Source organism: Enterococcus sp. 6D12_DIV0197, from assembly GCF_002174385.1.
GTDB classification, from domain to species: domain Bacteria; phylum Bacillota; class Bacilli; order Lactobacillales; family Enterococcaceae; genus Enterococcus_D; species Enterococcus_D casseliflavus.
Map to the genome: position 1 here is coordinate 3,251,082 of NZ_NIBN01000001.1, position 23,101 is coordinate 3,274,182.

The window sequence follows — 23,101 nt, forward strand, 5'->3', positions numbered from 1 at the left end:
CTTGATCAGACAATGACTGAAAGTATCGTATTGCATTGTACTCTAGGTGTTTAGCACTATTAATTACTTTTCTATAATGTAGTTTATCGACTTTCATAGAATCACCTCTAATATAAATCTAACGCATTCTTAATTTTTTATCAATTTTTAAGATTTGATAAAAATGAATTTCATTACTATTTATAATATCGCTGGCTAAATTCCATGATAATTATTGAAGATAAGTAGATAAATTAGACGGATTTTTGAACAATAATATCTATTAATTAAGAACAATGATAAAATAAATACGAAGAGTACTGGCCGCAGTCCAGAAAAACTTCCCCAAGTTTTCTGTGCCAGTACTCTTCTTAGATTAATGCATGTTGCAGGATAACCTTATGTGAAAAAAATCGTTTTTGCAAGTCAAACGATTAAACTTGTATTTAAACCATGTTCAAGTCAAATTTATATCTATCATGTGGATTTAGTGCTAGAATTCAAAAGAGCAACAAAAAAGAAGACTTCCCCAAGCAGCTTTTTATTGCTCTAAAACATCTTGTTAATCTTTTTTCAGATTAACTATCAAGAGTACTAGGCTATCATTTTCGATTCCCCAATTCAGCCTAGTACTCTTAGTAAGTGCGAATGCACCACTAATATAGTATTCGAATAATATATTTATTTCAATAAAAAAGCCCCTACTCAAAAGAGTAAGAGGCTTTTTTTGTAATTATATTTTTACTAGATTCTATGCTATTGAACGGTCACTGCACCTTTTCGAATATAGCCAATCCATGTATCTCCATCGTAGATTGAGTAATAAGTAGCGTCATTTCCAAGCAAGTAAGAGTATTTCGCTGTAACAACTTTCCCAACAAATTTAGCATCTGTATTCTTACCAGCTGATGTACTCCAATAAAAATCTTTCCAGATGTTATAGACATTAGGGCCACCGTTGATCTTCACTTTCTTATTAAAAGAAGTCGCGTTCATCACACGCATAGCATTGGCGTTGATGTAACCTTTCCATGAATCACCACGGTATAAGGAGTAGTAAGTGCGACCATTTCCGATCGTGTATTTGTACTTAGCTTTATAAACAATTCCGTCGCTCATTTTAGACGTATTGCCTAGCTTTTCTTTCCAATACAAGTCTCCCCAAATATTATAAGTATCATTGATCGCAGTTACATAAATGTCGTTAGTTGATACTGCTGGTACTTCCATCGTTGCATTCGTATTCAGATATCCCATCCATTCATCTTTTTGATAGAGTGAGTAATACGATACGCCATCACCTAAAGTGTATTTGTATTTTGCTCGATAAACTAATCCATCTTCAAACTTACTGGTATTTCCTTTTTTCTCTGTAAAATAGAAATTCCCCCAGATATTATAGTTTGGACTTTTTGCTGATACATAGATATCCCCTGCAGATACTGCCTTCAATTCTTTTGCACCGTCAACATTCAGATAACCAGCGAATTTTCCGTCTGAATATAGATCGTAATATTTACTTCCATGCGCTGTGAAAATTGATTTTGCTTTGTAAACAGAGCCTAATTTGGTAACACCTAGTTTTGAACCGTAATCCAAATCTGCCCATCGTGTCCAATCAGCTTTAATGACTGTTACATTTTTGTCAAATGGAGTGGAAGGATACTTGTCGGCAACTTTCAAACGATAAAAATAAACAGGCAATCCGCTATAGTCTCCCATCCATCCTTCTGCTGGAGTAGTTGCAATCCCATTTTTAGTGTAGTTACAATGGATAATATTTTTGTTATCCAAAAAAACACCTGTATGACCTGCAGCACCACCTGAACTACCCTTGTAACCTGCTACAAAAATGTCTCCACGCTTGACTGAGCTACGGGATACAGCTGTTAATAAACTTCCTTCTAAGGCAAAAAGTGAATCTGTATTTCCAATCCCTGTTCCCGAAGGTAAGAAACCTCCTGCAATCAATGAGAAATACACAGCCGAACTACAGTCATAACTATTTGGTCCTAATCGAGAATTCATTGAATAAGTTACTTTACCTTCTCGATCCTTAAACCATTTGATCATATTTTCAATACTAGCCAATTCTATCTTCCCCTTTCTTTTCAACCATGCGTCCATGGTGAACGTACGTCCTTAATTAAAGGATAAACCATGATAGGTATTGAAAGAGGTCAAACCGATAACCAACCTAATCTTTTTGCGATTTCATTAATGAATTCTGCATCTCTTCTCTTTATAGTAGATTCGCTTAGAAAAGTTTCCGCAGATACAACCGCTATACATTTCTTAGAATGGCCGTTGTAATACTTTACATAAAATATATCTCTAACATCAAGTGTAGAATCTTCTAGAACACCATTGACCACTCTTAAAAATGATTTGTAAAATAAAATTTGATTCATTGTCCAACTTGGATTTTCTTCGCCTAATGGGTACTCCATATAAGGATTCCTATCTGTTGCAATAATGTCTGAGAACTCTTTAAACGTTTTTTCGATCTTTTTATATTGCCATAGTATACTTCGAATGTGTGCTCTGGTTTCATTAGTCATTATTATTACTCCTCATTTTATGCCGAAATTTGAGTTAATTATCTTTTTTCATGCAACTACAAAAAACCTCTTGCCCATATGAGCAAGAGGTTTTATCTTGATTTATTTTGCCGGTTTGAAACCAGCTTTGAAAGCTTCTACTTCAGTTTTGAACATACGAATTGGGCTGGTTGTTTGATCATAATACTGACTACCTGGGATGTGATAGATTTTTTGTCGAGATCCTTTAATTAATCCATTGCCTCGACTATCCACGTATTTCTTCGTACCATTTCTAAATGAATTCAACGTTGTTCCCGGAGCATTTCCGCCTTTTTTAACTAACTTGATTTGAATTGCTTCCAATCGGAAGCTAAATCCAGAAGTTCCTGCGGATTGACCATTTTTAGCCCACCCCATCCAGCCAAATTGCTGTGCGTGTACTCGATAGTAAACATCATAGTGTTTAGCAATCTCACCGGTTAACTTAACTTGGATAGCCTCTAATCTAAGTGACTTACCACTTGTACCAGAAAGCTCACCGTTTTTTCGAAATGATTTTTCCCATCCTTGTTTTTGAATATGCGTTTTATATTCAATATTACCGCTATATTCAGTATCATCTAGTTTAATTTTGATTGCTTCTAGTCTTTTAGACTGTCCAGATGTGCCAGATGACTGTCCATTGGTTTTCCAGCCTTGCCACCCATAAGTCTGAACATGTGTCTGATAACTTACATTAGCTGAACTGCTTGCAAAAGTAGTTATTGGAAAAAGCACAAACCCTAATAGCATGATTATTAATACTGATACTTTTTTCATCTTGTTCCCTCCTTAAAGTTGATTATCTCAACATAAAGAGAAAATTTCAAACTATTTCTTTATTATTTTACTTTTTAATCAATTTAATCTGAACAGCTTCAAGACGTTTGGATTTACCAGTTGTACCAGCAACTTCACCATCTTTGACCCATCCGGTCCAACCGATCCCCTGAACATGGACACGATAATGAATGCTGTACTTCTTAGCCAATTCTGTATCACAGATACGAATACGGACTGCTTCCATTCGCAAAGATTCTCCTTTGGTTCCTTGGGACCCTTTACGATAGCCAAGCCACCCTTTTCTTTGAATATGGGTATTTATTTCAATCGGCGATCCTTTTCCATCATACAAAACTTCGAGCCATTCGGCACGCAATGCTTTACCAGTTGTCCCGGCGGTAGCAGCTTCTTTGACATACCCCAACGTCCCTCCTTTGTACTTATTGTTTGACTGTACATGCATACGGTATCCTAAGCCATCGACTTTATCTTTTGTTCCTTGAGAAAGAACTTCTTGTACCAACTTATTTTGCGTATTATTATTTGTGCTCGCTGCAACAACATACTTCATAATTTGTTCAATAAAATAGTCTTTGACAGCATTTACAGATTTTCCATGTAATACCCACGAACGGTGTGGACAATCAGTAGACGAAAATTCTCTATGAAGTCTTACTGTGTTTCGATTGATATCTAAGCCCCAAAAAATCATATCCTCCGCCACTTGTTTAAATACCGCTTGTTCATTTGCTAAGAACTCCTCATCAGTTGCTGAAAAAGATTGGCAAACCTCATAACCGACGTAGTTTTGATTTCCTTCATAATTAGCTGTATGCCATGCGGCATTATAAGTATCTTCAACTCTAGCCATCTCATCCCGATTACCATAATAATGAGCAAATCCTTTTGAAGATTCCCCGTTCTTATAGCGTTGCTTAAGCCATATCACATACTGAGATGGTGTCATGCTTCCACCATCATTGTGAATAACGACACCTTTAGGACGTGATCCAATATTCCTACCACCAGCTATTCCTTTGAAAATAGATTCATTAATAATCTTCATGTTTATCTTCCTTTCTGTGCAAAAAAAAGAGCAGCCGCTTTGGCTACTCCTTCTTGTCGGTAAATTCTTGGCCATCGCCGTAATCATCTGAACTATAATTATTGCTTGATACACCTAGTACCACACCTGCAAAGGCTGTAACTAAAGAAATAACCCCAACGATTTTCGTTGCGTCAAAACCATATAGAGTTGCAATTCCAGCAATCAATACACCCAAAGCTGGGGACCATTGCGTTATGACCTTCTTTGCTAAATCATATTGTTCGTTTGTCATTTTCATATTACTTCCCTCTTTCTTTCCATAAAGACTTTAATTGTTCACCATGTTCGATTAATCGATCATTGTGCTTATCTAAACGCTCATCATGTCTTTTTAGTTCGTCATGAATTGCGATACGATCTGACTTACTTGCTTCAAGATCTCTGGTTAGCAAATCTAAGTTATGTGCAAGTTTGGTCAAATTATCTGCAATCTTTGTAAAATTCGACATTACTGGCTTGATAACGAATGCTAGCATTCCAATAATTGTCATGATCCATCCTGCCCATGTTGCTAACTCCCCTATGTTTAACATATGCCACCTACTTCCTATAATATAAAAAGAGCAAGCTTAAGCTTGCTCTTCTAATTCTGCCAAAAAGTCGTCTTCTGCCGCCCATACTTTTTCTTGAAAATCATCGATATCTTTACGACATTCTGCTTTGTTTGATCGATACAACGCTTGATCTTGAATAGATGTAGTCACGCTAGAATTTCCAGCAGTGTCCGTTGTAATATTTGCATTCAGGTGTGCTGCTACCTTATCGCCTATTTTTGATTCTCCTGTGATTGTGATTGATTTCTTGTAATTTAGCATTATTCATTTCCTCCTAATTCTTCAAGCTGATCCATAAGCTCATCATATACATCCGCATCAACACCACCAAAAGCAACATCGCTCTCATCTAAACCAGAAACAAGAAATTCAAAGAACGGTTCGAATTCAGTTAAATCGATCACAACTATTTCGTTATCTAGTTCCTCACGTTCTTTAGCGTATTCGTCTTGATCAGCACCATCTAACAAAACAGGCGAGCCGTCTTTATCTAATTTGGCATTACCGTTTTCTTGTACCTCATAGTAAGTAGCAATAAGCTCTTTCTGACTTTCCGTCCACTCTTCGATTTTCTCACTTGCTAATCGGCGAAATTTGGAGATGGCACGAGCTTTTCGACCTTTTGAAGTAACTACCGCTAAAATTTGAGCATATTTGTGCAGCTTGCTATTGGTTGTTGTGAATGTTGTTTTCATCTGAATCCTCCTAATATTTAAAGCCCTACAAACTATGCAACTTGCAAGGCTTCAATTTTTTCCTCTAATTTTTCAACTTTTTGTTTAAGTGTTTCAATACTTTCTTCATGCTCTTTCAAAATAGGAATTGTGACAGTCCACAACTCCGGCTTATATCCTTCAACACGTCCATTGATATCTCGTTCTACGTACTGATTTAATCCAACACGTTCTACATCTTCTGCTATTAGTCCGTATACTCTTCGAATTGGCTCACCCACACTTACTAAAGAATGACTTGATTTATAAATCCATGACTTTAATTCCAAGTTCAAAAGCGATTTTGGATTAACATCAGCAGCAGTTTCTATATACTCTTTAAAACGTTCCGAGGATGAATAAGCCACGATTGATCCCCCACTTGTAATATGCAACGCCTTGCCGCTTCCTGAAGAAGCGTACAAATCATCCGATCCCATTCGTTTAGTACCATCAGCTGTTTTACCAGCAAAAAAGTTCATTTTATCTGAAGAGTTACGGTTGAAGCCTACATAATTACCAGTATTACTTCCGGCATCTACACTGTATCCTCTATAAGTGTTGCCTTCGAAAATACCATTTGCAGATAAGTTAATCCATCCTCTTTGGGAGCTTGTAATAGCAACAAATGTTCCTGATATTTCAAGAGCTGGTACTGTAGATGAACCTTTGTCACTATTGCTTTGAAGCCGACCAAATTCACTTCCTAGATTTAAAAACCTTAATACACCACTTGATAAGGTGGTTTGTCTAGATACTGAAGAATCAGTGGAATTAAAGGAGTTTGTCAATACACCACTAGCTAACTTAATTTCTGAAATACCTGACTTCCCAGAATTCGGATCAGTCATAGTGGCGGACTGTGTATAAGATCCTCCTATAATTTCCAATCCGTTGATTGTTCCTGCAGTCACGTTGCCTAGATTCGCAGTAATTGCTGATAAGGTAGCTACATTTAACTTATCCGTGGTAATACTGGATGCTGCAATTCTCGCCGCAGCAAGATAACCTGTGTTGATTTTCGCTGCATCTAGACTGGCTATCTTGGCATTGTTGACAGCCAAGTCAGCAATTTTTGCTGTAGTAACTGCTAGATTTCCGATTTTCCCTTCCGTCACAGCCAGGTTCGCTATTTTACCGTTGGAAACTGCTAGGTCAGCTATGTGAGCTGTTTTAATCACGGCATTATCAATTTTGGTTGTGCCAGTAATCCAAGTGTATTTTCCGTCAATCAGAATACCTTCTGATGAAACATTGATTTGAGCAATTACTCCACCTTTATCCACTTTCAAATTAATATCTGTTGCAAGCTGGGTAATTTGGGAAGAAGTAACATCTGTTGCAGCTTCGTAAATATACAGCTCTCTTAATCGCAATGCTTTACTGGCTTCTACCCAGACAGAAAACGCCGAGTATGAGGTTGCTTTGATTACCCCTTGAACCCAAGTTGCTACGCCAGCTGATGGTGTTAACTTGATATTTTCTCCACCTGATGTACCGATCTCTACAGAGCCACCAGCGGTACCAGTATTAAGATATGCTTTAACATAATATGTTTTCCCTATAGTCAAAGCAACTGGTGCGGTTCCCCAATATACTCTTTGTTTAGTAGTAGTGTTTGTATTATTGATTACTAATCCACTACTATCATATGCAATAGAAATATTCGTGCCTTCTGCTGTAGGCTTTGGCGACTGATTTATAAATTTTGAGTCAGGAAATCGATTTATAATATCAGATATATCTGATTGAACATTTGTAACGGTAGTCTCCAAACCATTTGCCGTAGCTTCAACCTGCAAGGCTTTGCTAAGTGCCGAATTTGCAGTTGTCTCAACACTAGAAACAGTTGTTTTTAACCCATTTACAGTTGTTTCTGTAGCGACTGCCTTAGATAATGCCGAATCAGCTGTTGTTTTCGTACTTGCAATCAATTGAGTATGACCATCTACAGTGCTTGAAACAGTATTGACTTTGCTTAACGCACTATTTGCAGTAGTTTCTACGCTAGTTAAAGTCTGTGTAACTCCGTCAACAGTAGTCTCCAATACATTTGCTTTATTCAATGCACTGTCCGCAGTGGTTGTCACTGTTGCTAACGTTTGCTTTTGGCCATCAACTGTGACGACTAATTCATTCAGTTTTTTAGTGGTACTTGTTGATGTCGTCTCAATATCTGTCATACGCCCAGTTAGACCAGTAACTGAGGTTTCTAGCGTTGCTGTTCTGCCTTCCACAGCGGCTGCTTTCTCATAAGCTTCGTTAGCCTTACTACTGATAGCTGTAACTGTTCCATTGATAGTAGCTACATCAGAAACAAGCCCATTTACATCAATCTGGATCGCATCTGCTTTTGCTTTAGCTGTTTGAGCATCTAAACTAGCTTGCGTAGCTAAGTTTGCAGCATTTTCTCCTGCTTGCTTCGCCTCACTTGCTGCTGATTGAGCTGCTTCCCCTGTAGCTTGTGCATCTTTCCCAGCCTTTTCAGCTGCCTCTGCTTTTTCGATAGCAGCTGCTACCTCTGTTTTTGTATCTTCCAAATCTTGATAAAAGTCCGGATCTAACACTTCAACAGATAGCCGTTCTGGTTTCCAATCACCTTCCGTATAAATCATAGCAACAGGAGGACTTTTTGATGTATCTGTCCAGCGTTGACCCTCTACAGGATTAGCAGGAGCAGATGCCGTTTGTTCGCTATCTAGGTAGTTGGTAATCTGCTTGCTAACCTCAATAATTGCCATAAAGATTCCCCCTTTCTAGTAGCCAAAGCTGCGGTCGCTACCTGCTCCGTACCGCACGATATCTACATGCTTTTTCTTTGTGTCCAAAACAAAAACGTCCCACAAGTCTTCTTCTAGTTCTCCTAAAGGCCGATCTCCTTGATCTTTCTTTGGGCGACTGACAGAACAACTTGTTGAAACGTTTGTAATCCCATATTTAGTTGTGATTCGATCTGTGTGATGATGTCCATGAGCAAGAAAAGCAATGTTTTTTGGCGTGTCGAATGTAATTGAAATATCACTAGCAAAATCAGCGTTCCCTGTGTATTTGCGTGCAAAACTTGATCCTTCTTTTGCCGCCTTTAAAATACCTTCTACAGATTCCCAGTTATAAGGATAATAGGCACTATTCGTTGCGTACCATTGCCCCCATTGATGATGCTGAAAACAGACTGCAGTGTAATCATCAGGCATACTTTTAAGATTTTCCGCAAACCATTTCAATTGTGCTTGTCGATAACCAGCAACATTAATCGTCAAGTATTTCACTAACCCATCCGTGTCAAAAACATATGGAATATCATTTGTGTTTAGTAAGAACACACGCACTTTTTTATCCGGAATGTCATAATAAAAATACATATTTTTATCATCAGGATTTTCGTTGATTGCCCATATAGTTGAAGGTCGTGTTATTATTTCATACATTTCACTTGGCTTGATTGTGTAGCTCATGTTTCCATGCCATGACTTACTAGTAGGATCGCTGGCCATATAGTTTTGATTGACTTTATTTTTAGCAGTAGTTCCTCGACCTTGCCGACCATCTCCCCACGAGTTATCATCATGATTACCTTTCGCTAAGAAAAATGGGCAGCTTGCCAATCCAAACAGACTAACAACCTTCTTCATATTTGAGACGTTTGTGTCTTTAGTAGTACCACCATCAACAAAGTCGCCGCCTCCGACAATACAATCTAAAGGAATCATGTGAGACAATTCTGCAACATTTTTGATATGATTTTCCGTACGTCCATAATTCTCAAGATCCTCTTGAATGAAGGTATCTGTAGCATAATGGGTATCTGTGATAAAAGGAATCGTGACAGTATTTTCATTTTGTAGTCGCATGATCTTGCTCGCTGTTTTCTTCAGTCCGTTCCAGAAATATATGGCTTGGACAAATTTGTTTTCCGCATACATTACCTGGCATGAGATTTGGTTATCGCGCCTTACATCATCTAAGTGAACAGATACTTTGTTACCAGCATCTTTATTTGCTTCCATCCACGCAGTTTTCAAATTTCCATCCTTATCGGTTAGCTTCCAATAAAACTGGTAGTTTTCCAGATTGGCGGTAATGTCGGCATTGCCTTTATAGACCTTTACCTCGAAGTTTCTCAAGTTACCATCTTCTGTTGCAATCAATTCCGAGGTGACAGTATCGTCAGCTTTATTGTTGATTTGATTTTGTAGTTGCTGCAACTTAGCGCTGATTGCACTTTGTAATTCGATCACATTCCCAATAACAAGCCCATTGTTCGATGGGTTCGTTCGACTGATGTCTTTCTGGAGGATCCTGGCACTGATTCGCAATGCTGGGTTATACTCTTCATCGATAATAGTCACACGATCGCCCACCATGAAGTCCGTATTGCTAAAAATGGCTTCAACAGTATACGTAGTCTCTGGCTGATTAATTTTCTTTAATTCAGCTAAACCTTCTGCAAACATTTGAGCCGGATCGTCTGATTGCGATTGGTAGTTGCCATATACCCAACCAGAATCGCGAGTATCAGTCGTATGGCCTCTACCCCATAAGGCATTGGCTTCACGGTCGTAGATAATTGATTCGCCTATACGGGTGAAGTAGTTTCCGTCGTTGTATACCAAATTGTTAAAATTGCTGCCACCTGTTACTATCAAAGCAGTTTTCAAATTATCTACGTTAAAGTTTTTCCCAACAGTGATCAGGTCAACGCCAGCGTTAAGTACCTCGTTGGTTTCTACCCCAATTTGATAAACAATATTGATTCTTTTCTTCGTCACTTTCAAGTTGTGAAACTCAACAGTAAAATACATTTCGCATTTGAACATCTCGCATATCTGCTGCAATCTCGTTAAAGTAGTGTCGTTGTTAGTAAACTCCATTTTCATTTTGGCTTCTACTAACTCGTTCAAACCAATTTCCCAACCACTATCGTATATTTCCCGATTAACGTAATACTCGACAGGTTGCAAAAACGATGCCGGAAATATCATCGGGGTTTCGTTGATCAACTCCATGCCCAAATCTTCATAGTGACAGGTACGTGTATATTCATCTTCGTCCGTATCCATCAGTGTTAAGCATATATTCTCGCCATTTTCGTCTTGGAAGACGATATGCGTACCCACTTGAATCAGCCCAGCGTCCTCATGATTCTTATCGATCGCGCAATCAAATGTATTCAAAAGTGTTCCGTTAGTTATACCGTATGTGTGCGTGTCGTCCGTCAATATAACTGAGTTATCGGCTTCATCATCGATCATACAAATGGAGTTGAATTCTCTGTTTAAAATATGATAAATCATAAGAATCTCTCCTCTACCGTTGCTGTAACTATTGGATCAACCGTACTTTCATGCGATATGAACACCTCTGTTTCTCCGATGTTCGAAATAATCGGTTGTGATCCGACTACAAAATAATCATTTGCTGTGATCCCATTTATGGTGACCTTAGAAGTTGACCCATCAAAAATAAGCTGATCTCCTTCCAAAAATGTTTTGGGAATCAACTTATCGTCACGAGTATTAAATTTGGTTAGCTTTAAATGTGTAAGTGACTGGTAAATTGGTTGCTTGTTTCGCCAGTTTAGAAAGTTTATATCAACCCTTGTAGGTTTTAACATCGCTATGGCTTCGTTGGTCCAGTTATGCGTTGCCTTCCAAGATTCGCTGAAACCACCTTTAGGATTGTTCACGAGTCTAGCCAGATAGAAATCAAAATTATTGCCGACTTTGCGAATACGGATCATACCAAAAAAGCCACCATTCGTGTTTCGAACAGCCGCTGGTAAAAACCCCGATTTAATTTCCGCATCACCAACATAAAATTTATACTCAACCCTATCTTGTTGATCGGTATTGTCTTTCATTTCAAATCCACATATAAAAAGATTATCTGCATCTACTAGATTCAATTCGAAAAGCCCTTGCTTCTTGGCTTTGTCTTTTGTTGCCCCGTTCGGCTTAAAATTAAACCTTGCATAAATCTCGCAATCTTCAACGCCGTTGAAAAAACGTGATAATGTTGGGCCGTGCCAGAAGGCGTCATCGGCACCAGACGGCCCATAGCTATCCACAGTTATTGCATCAGCTTCATACTTCAGCGACCCTTGTATTTGAGAAGTGTTATCGCCAGAATCATTCCGCCAACGGATTTTACCAACATTTCTCGAATACTGTCCACTGGTGGTTGATTTCATCGGATCGTTGAACAATACTGTGTTTGATAAATCTTCATCGATATCCTCTGATGTTACATATCCCAGCTGCAATATACGATCTTCCGTAACGAATCCAATTGACTCGCAGTCAGCTAAAAAATCTACGGTCCAAGTGATTGGAGCTTTGTATGTGCCTTCGTTTTGTATTACTACAGAGTCATCAACAAGTTGGAAATCCTTGGTCTGGATAGCATGTGCTAACCCATCCTCACAAATGAATTCAAGTGTTCCATATGCTTCCCCACGATATTCTAGTGATCGCTTTAAAGAAGATTCACCGTTAAGTTTCACCCAAAAGAATCGGTCTGGCTCATCTGAAAACCAAAGTTTCTGATTTCCTTCCTTAAATAACTGTACTGCTAACCTGTCTTTCATCTCTCTGAAATTGCCGCTCAAAGCATATAGAGACAACTTTATATATCTTTCTTCAAAACGTGTCTGTGAGACTCTCACGCCATTTAATCGGCTGATCTGCTTCGTTGTATTTGTAACGTTTGGAAAAAATCCTCTATCAGGTTCTTCCGTCAAGTCAAAATAATCGGACAAGACGAATCCATCCAACGTTATTTTTAAATCACTAATCATTAAATAGTTCCTCCTGCCCTTCTAATTTCACTTCTTTCTTGAGCTTTTTTGTTTTTATCAATTAAACCTCCTACAACTTTCGTATCCATAAACAGCTTCATATTCTTCAAATCTTCACCAAAGTTAGACATGATTTCTATGAGTATTTCGAGTTGTTGAGAGTAATCCTGTGTACGAACATTAATCGAACTTGATTCGGTTGCAGGAGTTAAGCTCCTTAGATTCCTAACTAGAGAAGAATCTTCCGGAATACCCACGCCGTCAGCATATTTGGGTATGCCCAAACGCCGCATGATCGATCTAGTGAGGCTAGCTCGAGCGACTTTCGTTCCTGCAGGAGCGTTAGGAATGTAAACATTTCGTCCTTGAGGGATAAATGGTGCTTGACCAGGGAACTGAACCAATTCTTTGTATAGTGGTCCTGATTGATCATTTACGATCATATCTCCGCCCGGATGGTAATTTGTTCCTTTGGCATTTGGAATAGCTGTCTGTCCTGTTCTTCTCCCACGATACTCAACATCGATTACCACATTTTTGCTATATACTTGAGCAATTTCACTCTTCGCTCTTAGTACTTCAGAATAATCTGCTGTTGCATGTAAATGTTTCGCACCAACGCCAGTAGCATTGTAATCATTGATTTTGCTTTTGGAGTTTGCCAATATGCTATTTACATTTGTATTGTCTCCCAATAATCTTTTCAGTTCTGGAGAAACACTGTTATATGTTTCTAGCATTTTCTTAGATTGACTAACCGTTAAGGTTGCTGGGTCTTCTGCTATCAATCTTTTAACTTCTGGATCTAGTGCGTTATACTCGTTCAATGAAGTTTTAGAAAAGCTCAATGCATTTAAGAGATTATAATTTTCAGCATTCAAATTTTTAATCTGGGGTTGAAATTGCTCCCACATTCCCAAATTAAGCATTGTTTCTGCCATGACTTCAGGAGTATTAGAGTAAAGGAATGCTTTTTTCTCATCAAATGACATCTCAGCCCATTTACCCGAATCTTCCAAAGCTTTGTACATTGTTATCGAAAATTCGTCCTGTAGTATGGCTTTTTTATCGGACCAAGCCATACCGTCCCACCAACCATTAGCAATTGCAGCTTCACCGATAACGTCTTTTGCATTACTATCTAAGTCGGCATCATGGACTACTAGCTTCAAATTATTCCATGTTAGGGAATCTTTAGCAGCTTCTGTAACGACTTCTGCAACATTAGATTTAACTTCCCCTGTCTTTTCATCAAAAACTAAATCATTCCACGTTTGAGCTGCTTTCTTACCGGCCTTCCCAGATTCTGATGCAGTCCAAGTTATTTTTTCCGCATTCTTTTCTGCATTTGATGCCAGTTCTCTTGATAAGTCAGAAGCGCTCTTTAGGATTTTTTCGTTTTCTGCAATTGCACTATCAGCATAGTCACCCATACTCGAAATTAGTTGACCGTTTGCAAGTGAGACCTCATTTTGAAGTTCTGGGTATTTCTTTAGGATCGTTTCCATTTGGGAATCGAAGCCTTTTACAGTCGTTGAATTAATCTCATCCCAAGCTGACAGAAATTTCTTAGCGAATTCGCCATCCAAGTTATATCCCAAATCTTGTAGATACTTTTCTTTTTCTTGTCTACTTAAAGTTGCATTTCGTTGGGCTATCTGCCTTTGCTTACCTAAAGACTGCAACCACAATTTTGCTTCTTCCTCTGTTGCATTTGCTACATCAGCGTTCATAGCTGCAAGTATTTTTTTCTTTTCGTTTGCAGAAACGTCTAAAGTTTCAACATATGCTTGAGTTGTGTTTTTCGCCAGATCCTGAATAATTTTCGCTTCAGATACACTAATTTCTCGATTACTATTAGAAGCAGTTTTCTTTATCTCTGTGATCCGAGCGGTATTCTCTTGAACGATTTGTAATGCAGATTCTGCCTTAACTTTCTCGTCTTCTACCATATCACTGACAGATGAATTTACAGATTCAGGAAGCTCTTTTATTAATTTATCCAAGCCCTCAACTTTCTTCACAAGGCTGTCTTCTATGATTTGACCTATTTTCTCAAAGTTTGAGATCATCGAGTCAGAGTTAGTGGCAAATCCATCTGCCATTAAACCGAATTGCCCTGATGCTTTTTGCGTATTATCCTGCACTTTTGTTAAGGTACCATCAACGGCTTCTCCAACATCAGTTCCCCACCGTTGAACACGTTGACTAGAATTCCAAGCTTCTTCACCGAATAATTTCCATGCACCATATCCGACCGCAAGAGCACCACCCACACCAACGATACCAAGAATAAGCGGACCTAATGGACCGAGCGCAGCCGACATGGCTCCTATGCCTCCAGAACCTGCAGCGCCACTGGCTGCCGCACCAAACTTCGTCATTGTACCTGATCCACCAGATAGAGTTTTTAGAAAGTCATTGGCAGAAATATCCCCATCGATAAATGATTTTTTTACCTCATCAATGGCTTTTTTCTTAGCCATGCTTGCACTCAAATCAATGAACGATTTTCCGAGACTTCCAATGCCACCACTCAATTTACCAGTTATTGATAGTAATGGACCTGCTGCAGCTGTTGCTGCCAGCAATTTAACAATCATTTGTTGGGTTTTAGGGTCAGCTTCACTAAAGGCAGTTGCAAGTTTTCCTAGTTGCTCAACAAGAGGTTTACTAGATTCTAATCCATCTCTTAATGCATCAACAAATGGGCCGCCCAAATCAATCGCAGCATTAACTGCTTCGTTTCTCAGCATCTTAAGTTTGGATTCTGTTGTCTCGTAACGCTTACCAGCTTCTTCAGCAAGAGCGGTGTTTTCTCCGAACGCTTCGTTCCCCATTTCTACGGCACCAGCGAAAACTCCACTAGCGTTGGCTGCACGAAGTAAACTGTCTCTCAGTCGAACTTCTGTAATACCCATGCTATCTAAAACATTAATTGCAGACGATCCCTGTTCTTCGGCTTTTCCAAGGCCTTCGACAAACTTCATGATTGCTTCAGAAGGATTCGATTTGAACATATCTGAGAATTTATCACTCGTCATCCCAGCAACATCGGCAAACTGTTCTAAGCTTGTTTTTGAATTATCAGCTTCTTTGTACATCTTTTTGAGTTCAGCAGATGTAAAGCCCATTTCCTTGGATACGCCAGTTAATTCTTTTCCACCATTTCGAACTGCAGAAACAAGGTGCTCCCACGATACACCTTGATCGTCCGCATGAGATTTCAGTTCTTCAAAAGCGCCTGTACCCTTCTCAACAGCTAACTGCATGTTGATCATGACTTTAGAAAATGCTGATCCACCTGCTTCTGCTTCTACACCAACCGAACTTAAAGCAGCAGCAAAACCTAAGATATCACCTTCGGACATGCCAATTTGAGCGCCGGCACCAGCTAACCGTAATGCCATCGCTGATATTTCAGATTCAGTTGTTGCAAAGTTATTACCTAGATCTACCAACGCAGAGCCAATGTTACTAAATTTGTCTTGTGACATTTGAGTAATATTAGCAAAACGAGCCAATTCAGTAGCAGCTGTTTCAGCGCTCATGTTTGTTGATTCACCCAAATCAATCATTACTTTGGTAAATGCAGAAACATTTTCCGTTTGAATTCCCAACTGCCCTGCAGCTTCAGCGACTGCTGCAATTTCACTATGAGTTGAAGGTAATTCAGTCGCTAGATTTCTCAAACTAGCTTCAAGATCATCATAGGAATAAACTACATTGCCGTTGCTATCCACCACTTCATCAGAGGTTTTCTTTACACCAGCGAAAGCTGATTCCCAACTAATAGCAGCAGCGGTTACGGCAGTCACGCCAGCCGCTATAGGAACAGTTAAACCTTTCGTCAAACTAGATCCTAAGTCGCCTAGTTTTTTGCCGTTGTTTATTAAAACATCGCTTGCTTTATTGATTGAACCAGTTAGACCTTCGTTTCTTATTTGATAATCAGCAATCGCTCCTGCAGTATTTTGCAACTGCAGTTTATAGTTCGCCAATTTACCGTTAGCATCTTGTAACTGACTGGCTAGCCGTTTCGTTGAATCTGTAGCTTTACCGTCAACAAATGAACCATCATAAGCTTTTTTGAGGGCGGTCACTTGATTTTCTTGTGCTTTGATAATCTGTGTTAAACCATCGTATCGAGTACCTAATTTACCAAGCTTGTTTCCTGCCAAATCAGCAACTTTCATATTAGCTTGCATTTCTTTTGCTAGGTATTGTACTTGCTTCTTAGAATTAGCAACGCCTTTCCCAAAATCAGCATCATCCAATCCTAGCTTTATGACCATATTTCCTAATGGAGTTGCACCAGCCAAATCATCCGCCCCCTTCCCCTTTGACTAAATCAGACAACGGTCTTATTCTTTTTTGTTTCTTTTTACTCTTAGACCTATTTCCTTTTGGCGTTTGTTTAAACATAATTTCATAAAGGTACAGCGTATCTGTATTCAGAACGTCATTGATTGTCCAACTGGGATAAATCTTTAATATAGATCTCACAACATCTAGCTGTAACTCATGATGATCGGACGAACTTATTTTCCGTCCTTTTTTCCTTTTGGGTCTTTCTTATCTGTTGGTTCCGATTCTTCCACGTCTTTCTCGTAACCTAAGACACGATACATAATGATTTCCATGATTAAATCTCTGTCCCATGCATCGATACCATCTAAAAGGACGGTGCCTGTTAAATCTTTATCATCAAACAGGCCTGCTACAAACTCAGCACGGAATTCAGTAAGCACTCTGGCTGGAGGAGCAATCTCATTGCCATCGTCATCCTTCTTAAAAAGTTTTGCTTCACCATCCGTGTAATCTAAAGCTTTTGAATACGGCACGTGGCTTTGTGTGAAAGTCTTTCTTGTTCCATTGATCATTAGATCCAATCTGATTTCTTTTCCAATTTCTGACATTTATAATTCCTCCTATTAATCAAAAATAAAAAGGCTAGTCCGAAGACTAACCTTTGTCATATTACTGTCCGCCACCACTTGGAGGAGTAGCAGGCTCACCAAGTACAGCAGTTTTCATTTTCGTAACTGCTTCTTCTCCAAAAGCACGCAAGACTTTTACTGTCTTTTCATTCGTCTCAATTTTGACTTTTCGAGAGATTGCGTTGTAAACATACTCGCCCGCTTCTGGTGTAAAATCTTCATCGTTTTTAGTAGCCAATGAAAATCCATCACGGTTGAAAGATCCTGCAACCATTGCGAAAGCTACTGGTTCGCCATATAAATCCTCAGCTTCGGCTACAGCAGCCATATATGGGGGCTCTGTTTCATCACCAAAACCGTCGATACCTTCTGCCATTTTGATTAATCCTAAGATTTCTTGTTCAACTTCTGCAGGTACATCTAGCAAACCAAAATTTGCGGCTACTGACCCGGTTCCTTTTCTAGCCAAGTAGTATTCAACGTTACCAGCAAATACTTTCACTGCTTCTTTGGATAGACCTGTTAAGTCGAAGGCAGTTGGTCCACCTTCTTTTTGTCTACCTTCTAAAACGTGAATTTCCGCTGCTGTATCTGGTTCCAATTCTGTGGTTAGTTTTCGAACCGATAATTTATCAAAACCATAAGTTTCCATTTGTAAATTCCTCCTAATAAAATAGACACCGATTAATAATCCGTGTCATGAATTTGTGTATTTTTTCGATACCGCCTTGCATCCACAAAGCGTTTTGTTTCTGAGAAATATTCGTCAAGCCCACCATTTAACTGAGCATAGCCAAATTCCCACATCGCAGCTTTCACTGCCTTAGCAATTTCTTTCGTCAAAATCCTTGATTGAGTTTCAACGTTAATTTGATAACTGAACGTTTGAGACATCTCTTTGTTGGCTGCATAGTAGGCACTAGTTGGCGGTCCAAGAGGTGTATCGATGATAATAAAAGGTTTCGTCGAATCTAATGATTCTGGTACTTCGTAAAATTTAATACGATATTCAGTTTTACCATCAGCACTGGTGAAACTAGTTTTTGCTCGAATCAGAGGATCTCCGATTAATTGATTATAGACTTCCATCATCATATCTTTCATCGTGCTAATTCCTCCAAATCCGACCGCATCTCTTCAAATGCAGATCCTTCTGTTTTATCAACCACACCTTGTAATTTCCCCATCCCTCTAGGGCTAATGTACTTACCAAATCGAGTATATCCAAACTCACTCAAATGGACTAAGCGCCATCTTGAACCTTGACCCCAACCAACTTCGATCGTTTTAGGCGGTCCTTTTTTTACTCCGGAAACAATTACTGTATCATGCGTTTCACCAGTATCCATGTAACTGGATACCGCCTCTTGCACATCTTGTTGCAATTTTTTTCCGTAGTTCTTAAGCGACTTATTCACGATCCGATTGGTTCTTGCTGGACCTAGCTTGGCTTCGAGATTCTCTAGTATCTCATCCACGCCTTTAACTGAAACACTCATGAGGTCACCCCCAAGATGATTTTAAGAAAATCGTTATTCTCAACATCTGGCGCAAAATCTACAATATCCCATACATCATCTTTGTATCGGAAATCATCCAAGACTACTTTATGCGCATTGTTTGGCAAATAATCTGTGAATGGATCTCGAATCTTGATTGTGACAGCTTTCTTTGTTCCTTTGCCGCTAAGAATATCCCTATCCTTGGAAGAAGGGTTGTAGACTAAGCAAGTGCAGTAATACAATTTCTTGTTTTCTTGTTCACCCGGTTCAGGTCCATCGTTTGGTTTTACTTCAAAAAAAGTAACCGGCGTATTCAAATCACCGGCTACAATTTCAGGTCTTACATTTTTTGTTTTAATCGGCAACTTGATCACCTACTAAATCTATCGAAGCATCCATGATCATCATCTGGAAGTTGTCATAAAAGTATTCGAGCGCCTCGTTTCTTAAATAACGAGTACGCTCATAGACTAATTCTTTGCCCTTTTCATACTTTGTAGGATCAAACTCTCCGATTATCGATTTGATATCGGCAAACCCACTTTCCAATTGTTTGCCGATACTTTCATCTTCAGACGAATGAAAAATACGAAAACGTTCCTTGAATTCATCAATAAACACCTGATCGTTCATTCGTCATCCCTCCAATAGATCAATCAAATCTTGCTTCTTAGCGTTGCTTGCATAATCAATTGCACGCTCGTCTAACAACGCTTTTAATTCTGGAACCGTGAGGCTAGAATAGTCTACAGTCGCCATACGAGCGTTAGGCGTTGTTACTCCCCCGAGCCACCGTCAACATCTGCAGGGATAGCAATATCATATACTTGAGCTGCATCGTTGTTTGTTGGTTGTCCGTTACCCAACATATCAATCGCATACAAAGTTGCACGTTTCATTGCGAAGGTTTCTTTGTAAACTGCAATTTTTTCAGGACGAGATTGAGTGGCATCATATTCGCCGTCAATAAATGCAATCAATTTATTTTCAGGAACATCTAAAGATTCGATGATATGATCTTGCGAAATGAATGGCAAGTTCGAAACAAAAACGCCGTTAGCATTTTGAGTTGTAACTCGAGCCACAATATCGTAATAATTAACAGGATTGACAATCAAGTACACTTTGCCTGAAACCTTACGATATTTAGTCTCGCCGTCAGTATCGTTGTCACCAATACGATGCGTGTATTTTGAAGCAGTTTTAAGTACCTTGGCAAATTCTTTTACCATTGTAGCGGAATCCTTAAAAGTCAAAGTACCAGCTGATGCTTTATCAGGATACACACCGCCAGTAACAGCTCCATCCAAGTCTTTCAAAAGACCAATAGGCTCATTGTTACCCGTACCAGTTACAATTTTCACTTCCCAAATGTCAGAAACAGCTTCACGTAAAGACAATTGCACATACCGATTAATCCAACGAGGTCCTAAGTCTAAGGTATCGTTAGAAATAAGCATAAACGCAGTCAATGCAAGTTGCGTGTATTCTGTCGAGTCGAATTCCGCATCAAGTTGCCCTTCTAAATCTTTGTGTAATGGTCCAAATACCGCTACACCTTTACGGCGAGAACGAATGACCTTGACTTTACCAACAGTTGATTGGAAGTTGATTAAGCGCAACAAAGGATGGTCTTTTTCTAAGTCTTCAAATACTTTTTCAAAGATCGTTTCTGGCCATACTAAATCTTTATCAAATCCGCCAGCTTTTGAGACTTCATTATAAAATTTCGTTTCTTCAGCAGTTAAGGTTGGAATCCCCCGAGCTTCTAAAACACGGTTGTCAGTGACGTTCTTCAATTCTTCATACTCAGCACGTACTTGCGAGCCTGCATCTTCTGCAATCGCAGTGACATAAGCTTCTAAAGCATCGTTTACTTGTTCAGGTGTTGCATCTTCTTTTGCAGAAATAGCGTTAAAGATTTTCTTCGCATCTGCAGTTTTGTCTGTAATTTTTAACATAATTTATTCTCCTTTTCGCAATCGTGCGATTAATGATTTTGGTTTTGGTTCTTGTTCAACTTGATTTGTTACAGGTTGGCTTAAGTTAGCCATAGCAACAGCAACGGCATCTTGAATCATTGATGCAATATCTTGCGGTTCTTCTTGAGGTTCGGCACGTTTTACAGAATTAGCAAATCCGAATTCGACTGCTTCGTCTGCCGTGAACCATTTTTCTTCATTCATCCATTCACGCAACTGATCAGCTGATTGACCGGTCTTGTCTGAGTAAATTGCTAAGATTGAATCATCGATGGTCTCCAATGCATTCAAAGTTTTTTGGATATCCTGTTTGTTTCCCCAAGCAAATGTTGAAGCTTCGTGAATCATCAATGAAGTGCCAACATTCATGATCACTTCGTCAGCGCCAGCAATGATGAAAGTTGCGGCACTGGCTGCCAAACCAGTTACTTCGACAGTGACATTTGATGGGTGATCTTTTAGGTAGTTGTAAATTTCAATCCCTTCAAACACATCGCCGCCAGGACTATTCAGTTTGATCACGATATCATCTGTGACTGTATCCAGTGATTCTCGGATATCTTTCGCATTAATGACATCATCGTCACGCCAATATTTCTTTTGGACATTGCCACTCAAGGTGAGAATGTGCTTACCGTTTTGGATTTCGTTGGTAAATTGAAACGGTACTTTTTTAACTTTCGGCATTTTCGTTCTCACCCCCTTTCGCTGTTTCTTCATAGTTCTTGGTCATTACTAGCTTTTTACCTTCTCCATTAGGCAAAGGTTCATAGTCATATTCTTCACGTACTTCATCCCGGAAGAAGCTTGCGCTTGATACCACCTTGTCGATCTGAGTTGCATCTTCGACGATACTTCTAGGTAATACCTTCGATACTTTGATTCTCTCGCCGTTTTTGTATTCTTTTTTTGTAATAATTTTCGCCATTAGTTCATCCTGAAGCTTCTTCATTAGTGGTGCGATACAAAGTTTACGAAAAGCATCTAGATTAGAATCAAGGTCAGCTTTTTCACCATAAATAAGCGCCGTAGGAACTCCTATGGCGTTGGCTACATCATCTATCAACGATGTTTTCATTTTGTTCAGCTCATCAAGTGATTGATTGGAAACCCCTTGTTTGTTGGTGTATTCCTCGTACTCGAATCCTTTGATTTTTGCTACAATTGCTACAGACTTTGTTTTGAATGCATTGTAGACCTTGTCAATATACTCTTGTAATCTTTGACTTCGTGTCTTGCCGTCTTTTCCTTTTTCTTCATTAATACTTCCGGTTGAATCAATAGACACCGATCCACGAATTTGATTATTTCGCATTGCAATTTCAATGATTCGCCCAAATAACTCGGAATAGTCCTCAAACAAGCCCTTTGTAAAACGATCAAGTTTATCATTGTTGTATTCAATGTAGATCACATCTGACATATTGAAGCTTTTTTGAAATACATAGTTCTTTACTGTTACGCCAGTGAACACATCATCATAAACGGCGTATTCTGTACGAGAAAAATCATCAGCTATCAGCAATTGGTTATCTTCAGTAAAAATGACCAGCACTTCGTTGTCGTCCATAAGTCGGTAGAAAAACTTTTCCCAGAACGTTGCAGCCGACATATCATTGTTAGGTCGAACATTCAAAATGTATTCCCAATCAGCGGTGCCATCTTTGTTTTTGAACTTTACTTCCAGTGTAGACATTGTTCTTGCAACAAAATCAAGCACTGTGTTCTTGGCCATGATTTTCAGATATGCTCGAGCGGATTCATCGTCACCATAGACGAGATCTGGAATCCATTCCGAAGGTTCTTCATTACGTATGGACTGCTTAAAAACATCAAATAAACTCACATATTTTCACCACCTTTCAAATAAAAATAAAAGAAGAAGACTATTTCGCCTTCTTCTTTATTGACATCAAAAAAACTCTTTAAATAATTCTTTATTATTATATTTTTTTCTATATTTTTCCAATAAAATTGAGGATAAACTCCAATCCTCACAAGAAATATCAATTTTAGATAAAATGTTTTTTTCTCTAAATTCTTTATTGAGTTCCTCTATTGCTGATTCTGTAGCATATAAAATATGATGATTTTTCACTAAAAATTTTGTAATATCTTCTTCTTTATTTGTTGAATTTTCTAATTCTTTTAGGAAATAAAAT

The 23,101-nt window shown here is 38.8% G+C and carries 23 protein-coding genes; all 23 read right to left on the bottom strand.

Annotation, left to right across the window (positions count from 1 at the left end):
* Nucleotides 1-735: 735 nt before the first annotated feature.
* Nucleotides 736-2,106 carry a peptidoglycan amidohydrolase family protein gene (locus A5867_RS15205; protein ID WP_087627949.1) on the bottom strand — a complete coding sequence of 457 codons (1,371 nt, stop codon included), beginning with the start codon at nucleotides 2,104-2,106 and terminating at the stop codon, nucleotides 736-738.
* 53 nt (nucleotides 2,107-2,159) lie between these two features.
* Nucleotides 2,160-2,540 carry a transcriptional regulator gene (locus A5867_RS15210; RefSeq protein ID WP_086317187.1) on the bottom strand — a complete coding sequence of 127 codons (381 nt, stop codon included), beginning with the start codon at nucleotides 2,538-2,540 and terminating at the stop codon, nucleotides 2,160-2,162.
* A gap of 102 nt (nucleotides 2,541-2,642) precedes the next feature.
* A complete protein-coding gene (locus A5867_RS15215) occupies nucleotides 2,643-3,341 on the bottom strand; it encodes an Ig domain-containing protein (RefSeq protein WP_087627950.1) in 699 nt (232 codons plus the stop codon).
* A 67-nt stretch (nucleotides 3,342-3,408) separates the two neighbouring features.
* On the bottom strand, nucleotides 3,409-4,410 hold the full coding sequence (locus A5867_RS15220) for an N-acetylmuramoyl-L-alanine amidase (protein WP_087627951.1): 1,002 nt from the start codon (nucleotides 4,408-4,410) through the stop codon (nucleotides 3,409-3,411).
* 43 nt (nucleotides 4,411-4,453) lie between these two features.
* Nucleotides 4,454-4,690 (bottom strand): phage holin, encoded by a 237-nt coding sequence (locus tag A5867_RS15225; RefSeq protein ID WP_087627952.1) that lies wholly within the window; start codon nucleotides 4,688-4,690, stop codon nucleotides 4,454-4,456.
* Between the two features lies 1 nt (nucleotide 4,691).
* Nucleotides 4,692-4,985 (bottom strand): hypothetical protein, encoded by a 294-nt coding sequence (locus A5867_RS15230; protein ID WP_087627953.1) that lies wholly within the window; start codon nucleotides 4,983-4,985, stop codon nucleotides 4,692-4,694.
* A gap of 36 nt (nucleotides 4,986-5,021) precedes the next feature.
* Nucleotides 5,022-5,267, bottom strand: coding sequence for a hypothetical protein (locus A5867_RS15235; RefSeq protein ID WP_212648499.1), 246 nt, complete (start codon nucleotides 5,265-5,267; stop codon nucleotides 5,022-5,024).
* Nucleotides 5,267-5,701: a DUF1617 family protein gene (locus A5867_RS15240; RefSeq protein ID WP_087627955.1), complete on the bottom strand. Its 435-nt coding sequence runs from the start codon at nucleotides 5,699-5,701 to the stop codon at nucleotides 5,267-5,269. The genes A5867_RS15235 and A5867_RS15240 overlap by 1 nt, the downstream gene beginning before the upstream one ends.
* A gap of 32 nt (nucleotides 5,702-5,733) precedes the next feature.
* Nucleotides 5,734-8,460: a tail fiber domain-containing protein gene (locus A5867_RS15245; protein ID WP_087627956.1), complete on the bottom strand. Its 2,727-nt coding sequence runs from the start codon at nucleotides 8,458-8,460 to the stop codon at nucleotides 5,734-5,736.
* Nucleotides 8,461-8,475: 15 nt separating this feature from the next.
* Nucleotides 8,476-11,013: a phage tail spike protein gene (locus A5867_RS15250; RefSeq protein WP_087627957.1), complete on the bottom strand. Its 2,538-nt coding sequence runs from the start codon at nucleotides 11,011-11,013 to the stop codon at nucleotides 8,476-8,478.
* On the bottom strand, nucleotides 11,010-12,515 hold the full coding sequence (locus A5867_RS15255) for a distal tail protein Dit (RefSeq protein WP_087627958.1): 1,506 nt from the start codon (nucleotides 12,513-12,515) through the stop codon (nucleotides 11,010-11,012). The genes A5867_RS15250 and A5867_RS15255 overlap by 4 nt, the downstream gene beginning before the upstream one ends.
* Nucleotides 12,515-16,837, bottom strand: a complete 4,323-nt coding sequence (locus tag A5867_RS15260) for a phage tail tape measure protein (RefSeq protein WP_249270060.1) — start codon at nucleotides 16,835-16,837, stop codon at nucleotides 12,515-12,517. Before A5867_RS15260 ends, A5867_RS15255 begins: the two co-directional genes overlap by 1 nt.
* A gap of 219 nt (nucleotides 16,838-17,056) precedes the next feature.
* A complete protein-coding gene (locus A5867_RS15265; protein WP_087627959.1) occupies nucleotides 17,057-17,434 on the bottom strand; it encodes a hypothetical protein in 378 nt (125 codons plus the stop codon).
* A 61-nt stretch (nucleotides 17,435-17,495) separates the two neighbouring features.
* Nucleotides 17,496-18,107 (bottom strand): phage tail protein, encoded by a 612-nt coding sequence (locus A5867_RS15270; protein ID WP_087627960.1) that lies wholly within the window; start codon nucleotides 18,105-18,107, stop codon nucleotides 17,496-17,498.
* Nucleotides 18,108-18,139: 32 nt separating this feature from the next.
* Complete coding sequence (locus A5867_RS15275) at nucleotides 18,140-18,559, bottom strand: hypothetical protein (protein WP_087627961.1); 420 nt, start codon at nucleotides 18,557-18,559, stop codon at nucleotides 18,140-18,142.
* Nucleotides 18,556-18,954, bottom strand: a complete 399-nt coding sequence (locus A5867_RS15280) for an HK97 gp10 family phage protein (protein ID WP_087627962.1) — start codon at nucleotides 18,952-18,954, stop codon at nucleotides 18,556-18,558. The genes A5867_RS15275 and A5867_RS15280 overlap by 4 nt, the downstream gene beginning before the upstream one ends.
* Complete coding sequence (locus tag A5867_RS15285) at nucleotides 18,951-19,322, bottom strand: phage head-tail adapter protein (protein ID WP_170927547.1); 372 nt, start codon at nucleotides 19,320-19,322, stop codon at nucleotides 18,951-18,953. Before A5867_RS15285 ends, A5867_RS15280 begins: the two co-directional genes overlap by 4 nt.
* Nucleotides 19,312-19,590 (bottom strand): hypothetical protein, encoded by a 279-nt coding sequence (locus A5867_RS15290; RefSeq protein ID WP_087627964.1) that lies wholly within the window; start codon nucleotides 19,588-19,590, stop codon nucleotides 19,312-19,314. Before A5867_RS15290 ends, A5867_RS15285 begins: the two co-directional genes overlap by 11 nt.
* Before the next feature lie 3 nt (nucleotides 19,591-19,593).
* Nucleotides 19,594-19,716 carry a HeH/LEM domain-containing protein gene (locus tag A5867_RS15295; protein WP_071859285.1) on the bottom strand — a complete coding sequence of 41 codons (123 nt, stop codon included), beginning with the start codon at nucleotides 19,714-19,716 and terminating at the stop codon, nucleotides 19,594-19,596.
* A 17-nt stretch (nucleotides 19,717-19,733) separates the two neighbouring features.
* Entirely contained in the window at nucleotides 19,734-20,918 is a 1,185-nt protein-coding gene (locus A5867_RS15300) for a phage major capsid protein (protein WP_087627965.1), read from the bottom strand.
* A gap of 3 nt (nucleotides 20,919-20,921) precedes the next feature.
* Nucleotides 20,922-21,626, bottom strand: coding sequence for a head maturation protease, ClpP-related (locus A5867_RS15305; protein ID WP_010749273.1), 705 nt, complete (start codon nucleotides 21,624-21,626; stop codon nucleotides 20,922-20,924).
* Nucleotides 21,613-22,785, bottom strand: coding sequence for a phage portal protein (locus A5867_RS15310; protein WP_087627966.1), 1,173 nt, complete (start codon nucleotides 22,783-22,785; stop codon nucleotides 21,613-21,615). Before A5867_RS15310 ends, A5867_RS15305 begins: the two co-directional genes overlap by 14 nt.
* A gap of 66 nt (nucleotides 22,786-22,851) precedes the next feature.
* On the bottom strand, nucleotides 22,852-23,101 hold a 250-nt coding region (locus A5867_RS18010; RefSeq protein ID WP_170927548.1), incomplete at its 5' end, for a hypothetical protein.

Excerpts from the sequence above, each read along its gene's own strand:
- A5867_RS15205 (WP_087627949.1), bottom strand. The coding sequence starts at position 2,106 with ATGGACGCATGGTTGAAAAGAAAGGGGAAGATAGAATTGGCTAGTATT.
- A5867_RS15240 (WP_087627955.1), bottom strand. The coding sequence starts at position 5,701 with ATGAAAACAACATTCACAACAACCAATAGCAAGCTGCACAAATATGCT.
- A5867_RS15290 (WP_087627964.1), bottom strand. The coding sequence starts at position 19,590 with ATGAACGATCAGGTGTTTATTGATGAATTCAAGGAACGTTTTCGTATT.
- A5867_RS15295 (WP_071859285.1), bottom strand. The coding sequence starts at position 19,716 with ATGGCGACTGTAGACTATTCTAGCCTCACGGTTCCAGAATTAAAAGCG.
- A5867_RS15230 (WP_087627953.1), bottom strand. The coding sequence starts at position 4,985 with ATGTTAAACATAGGGGAGTTAGCAACATGGGCAGGATGGATCATGACA.
- A5867_RS15305 (WP_010749273.1), bottom strand. The coding sequence starts at position 21,626 with ATGCCGAAAGTTAAAAAAGTACCGTTTCAATTTACCAACGAAATCCAA.
- A5867_RS15245 (WP_087627956.1), bottom strand. The coding sequence starts at position 8,460 with ATGGCAATTATTGAGGTTAGCAAGCAGATTACCAACTACCTAGATAGC.
- A5867_RS15265 (WP_087627959.1), bottom strand. The coding sequence starts at position 17,434 with ATGTCAGAAATTGGAAAAGAAATCAGATTGGATCTAATGATCAATGGA.
- A5867_RS15235 (WP_212648499.1), bottom strand. The coding sequence starts at position 5,267 with ATGCTAAATTACAAGAAATCAATCACAATCACAGGAGAATCAAAAATA.
- A5867_RS15255 (WP_087627958.1), bottom strand. The coding sequence starts at position 12,515 with ATGATTAGTGATTTAAAAATAACGTTGGATGGATTCGTCTTGTCCGAT.
- A5867_RS15280 (WP_087627962.1), bottom strand. The coding sequence starts at position 18,954 with ATGAGTGTTTCAGTTAAAGGCGTGGATGAGATACTAGAGAATCTCGAA.
- A5867_RS15300 (WP_087627965.1), bottom strand. The coding sequence starts at position 20,918 with ATGTTAAAAATTACAGACAAAACTGCAGATGCGAAGAAAATCTTTAAC.
- A5867_RS15225 (WP_087627952.1), bottom strand. The coding sequence starts at position 4,690 with ATGAAAATGACAAACGAACAATATGATTTAGCAAAGAAGGTCATAACG.
- A5867_RS15270 (WP_087627960.1), bottom strand. The coding sequence starts at position 18,107 with ATGGAAACTTATGGTTTTGATAAATTATCGGTTCGAAAACTAACCACA.
- A5867_RS15275 (WP_087627961.1), bottom strand. The coding sequence starts at position 18,559 with ATGAAAGATATGATGATGGAAGTCTATAATCAATTAATCGGAGATCCT.
- A5867_RS15215 (WP_087627950.1), bottom strand. The coding sequence starts at position 3,341 with ATGAAAAAAGTATCAGTATTAATAATCATGCTATTAGGGTTTGTGCTT.
- A5867_RS15220 (WP_087627951.1), bottom strand. The coding sequence starts at position 4,410 with ATGAAGATTATTAATGAATCTATTTTCAAAGGAATAGCTGGTGGTAGG.
- A5867_RS15250 (WP_087627957.1), bottom strand. The coding sequence starts at position 11,013 with ATGATTTATCATATTTTAAACAGAGAATTCAACTCCATTTGTATGATC.
- A5867_RS15210 (WP_086317187.1), bottom strand. The coding sequence starts at position 2,540 with ATGACTAATGAAACCAGAGCACACATTCGAAGTATACTATGGCAATAT.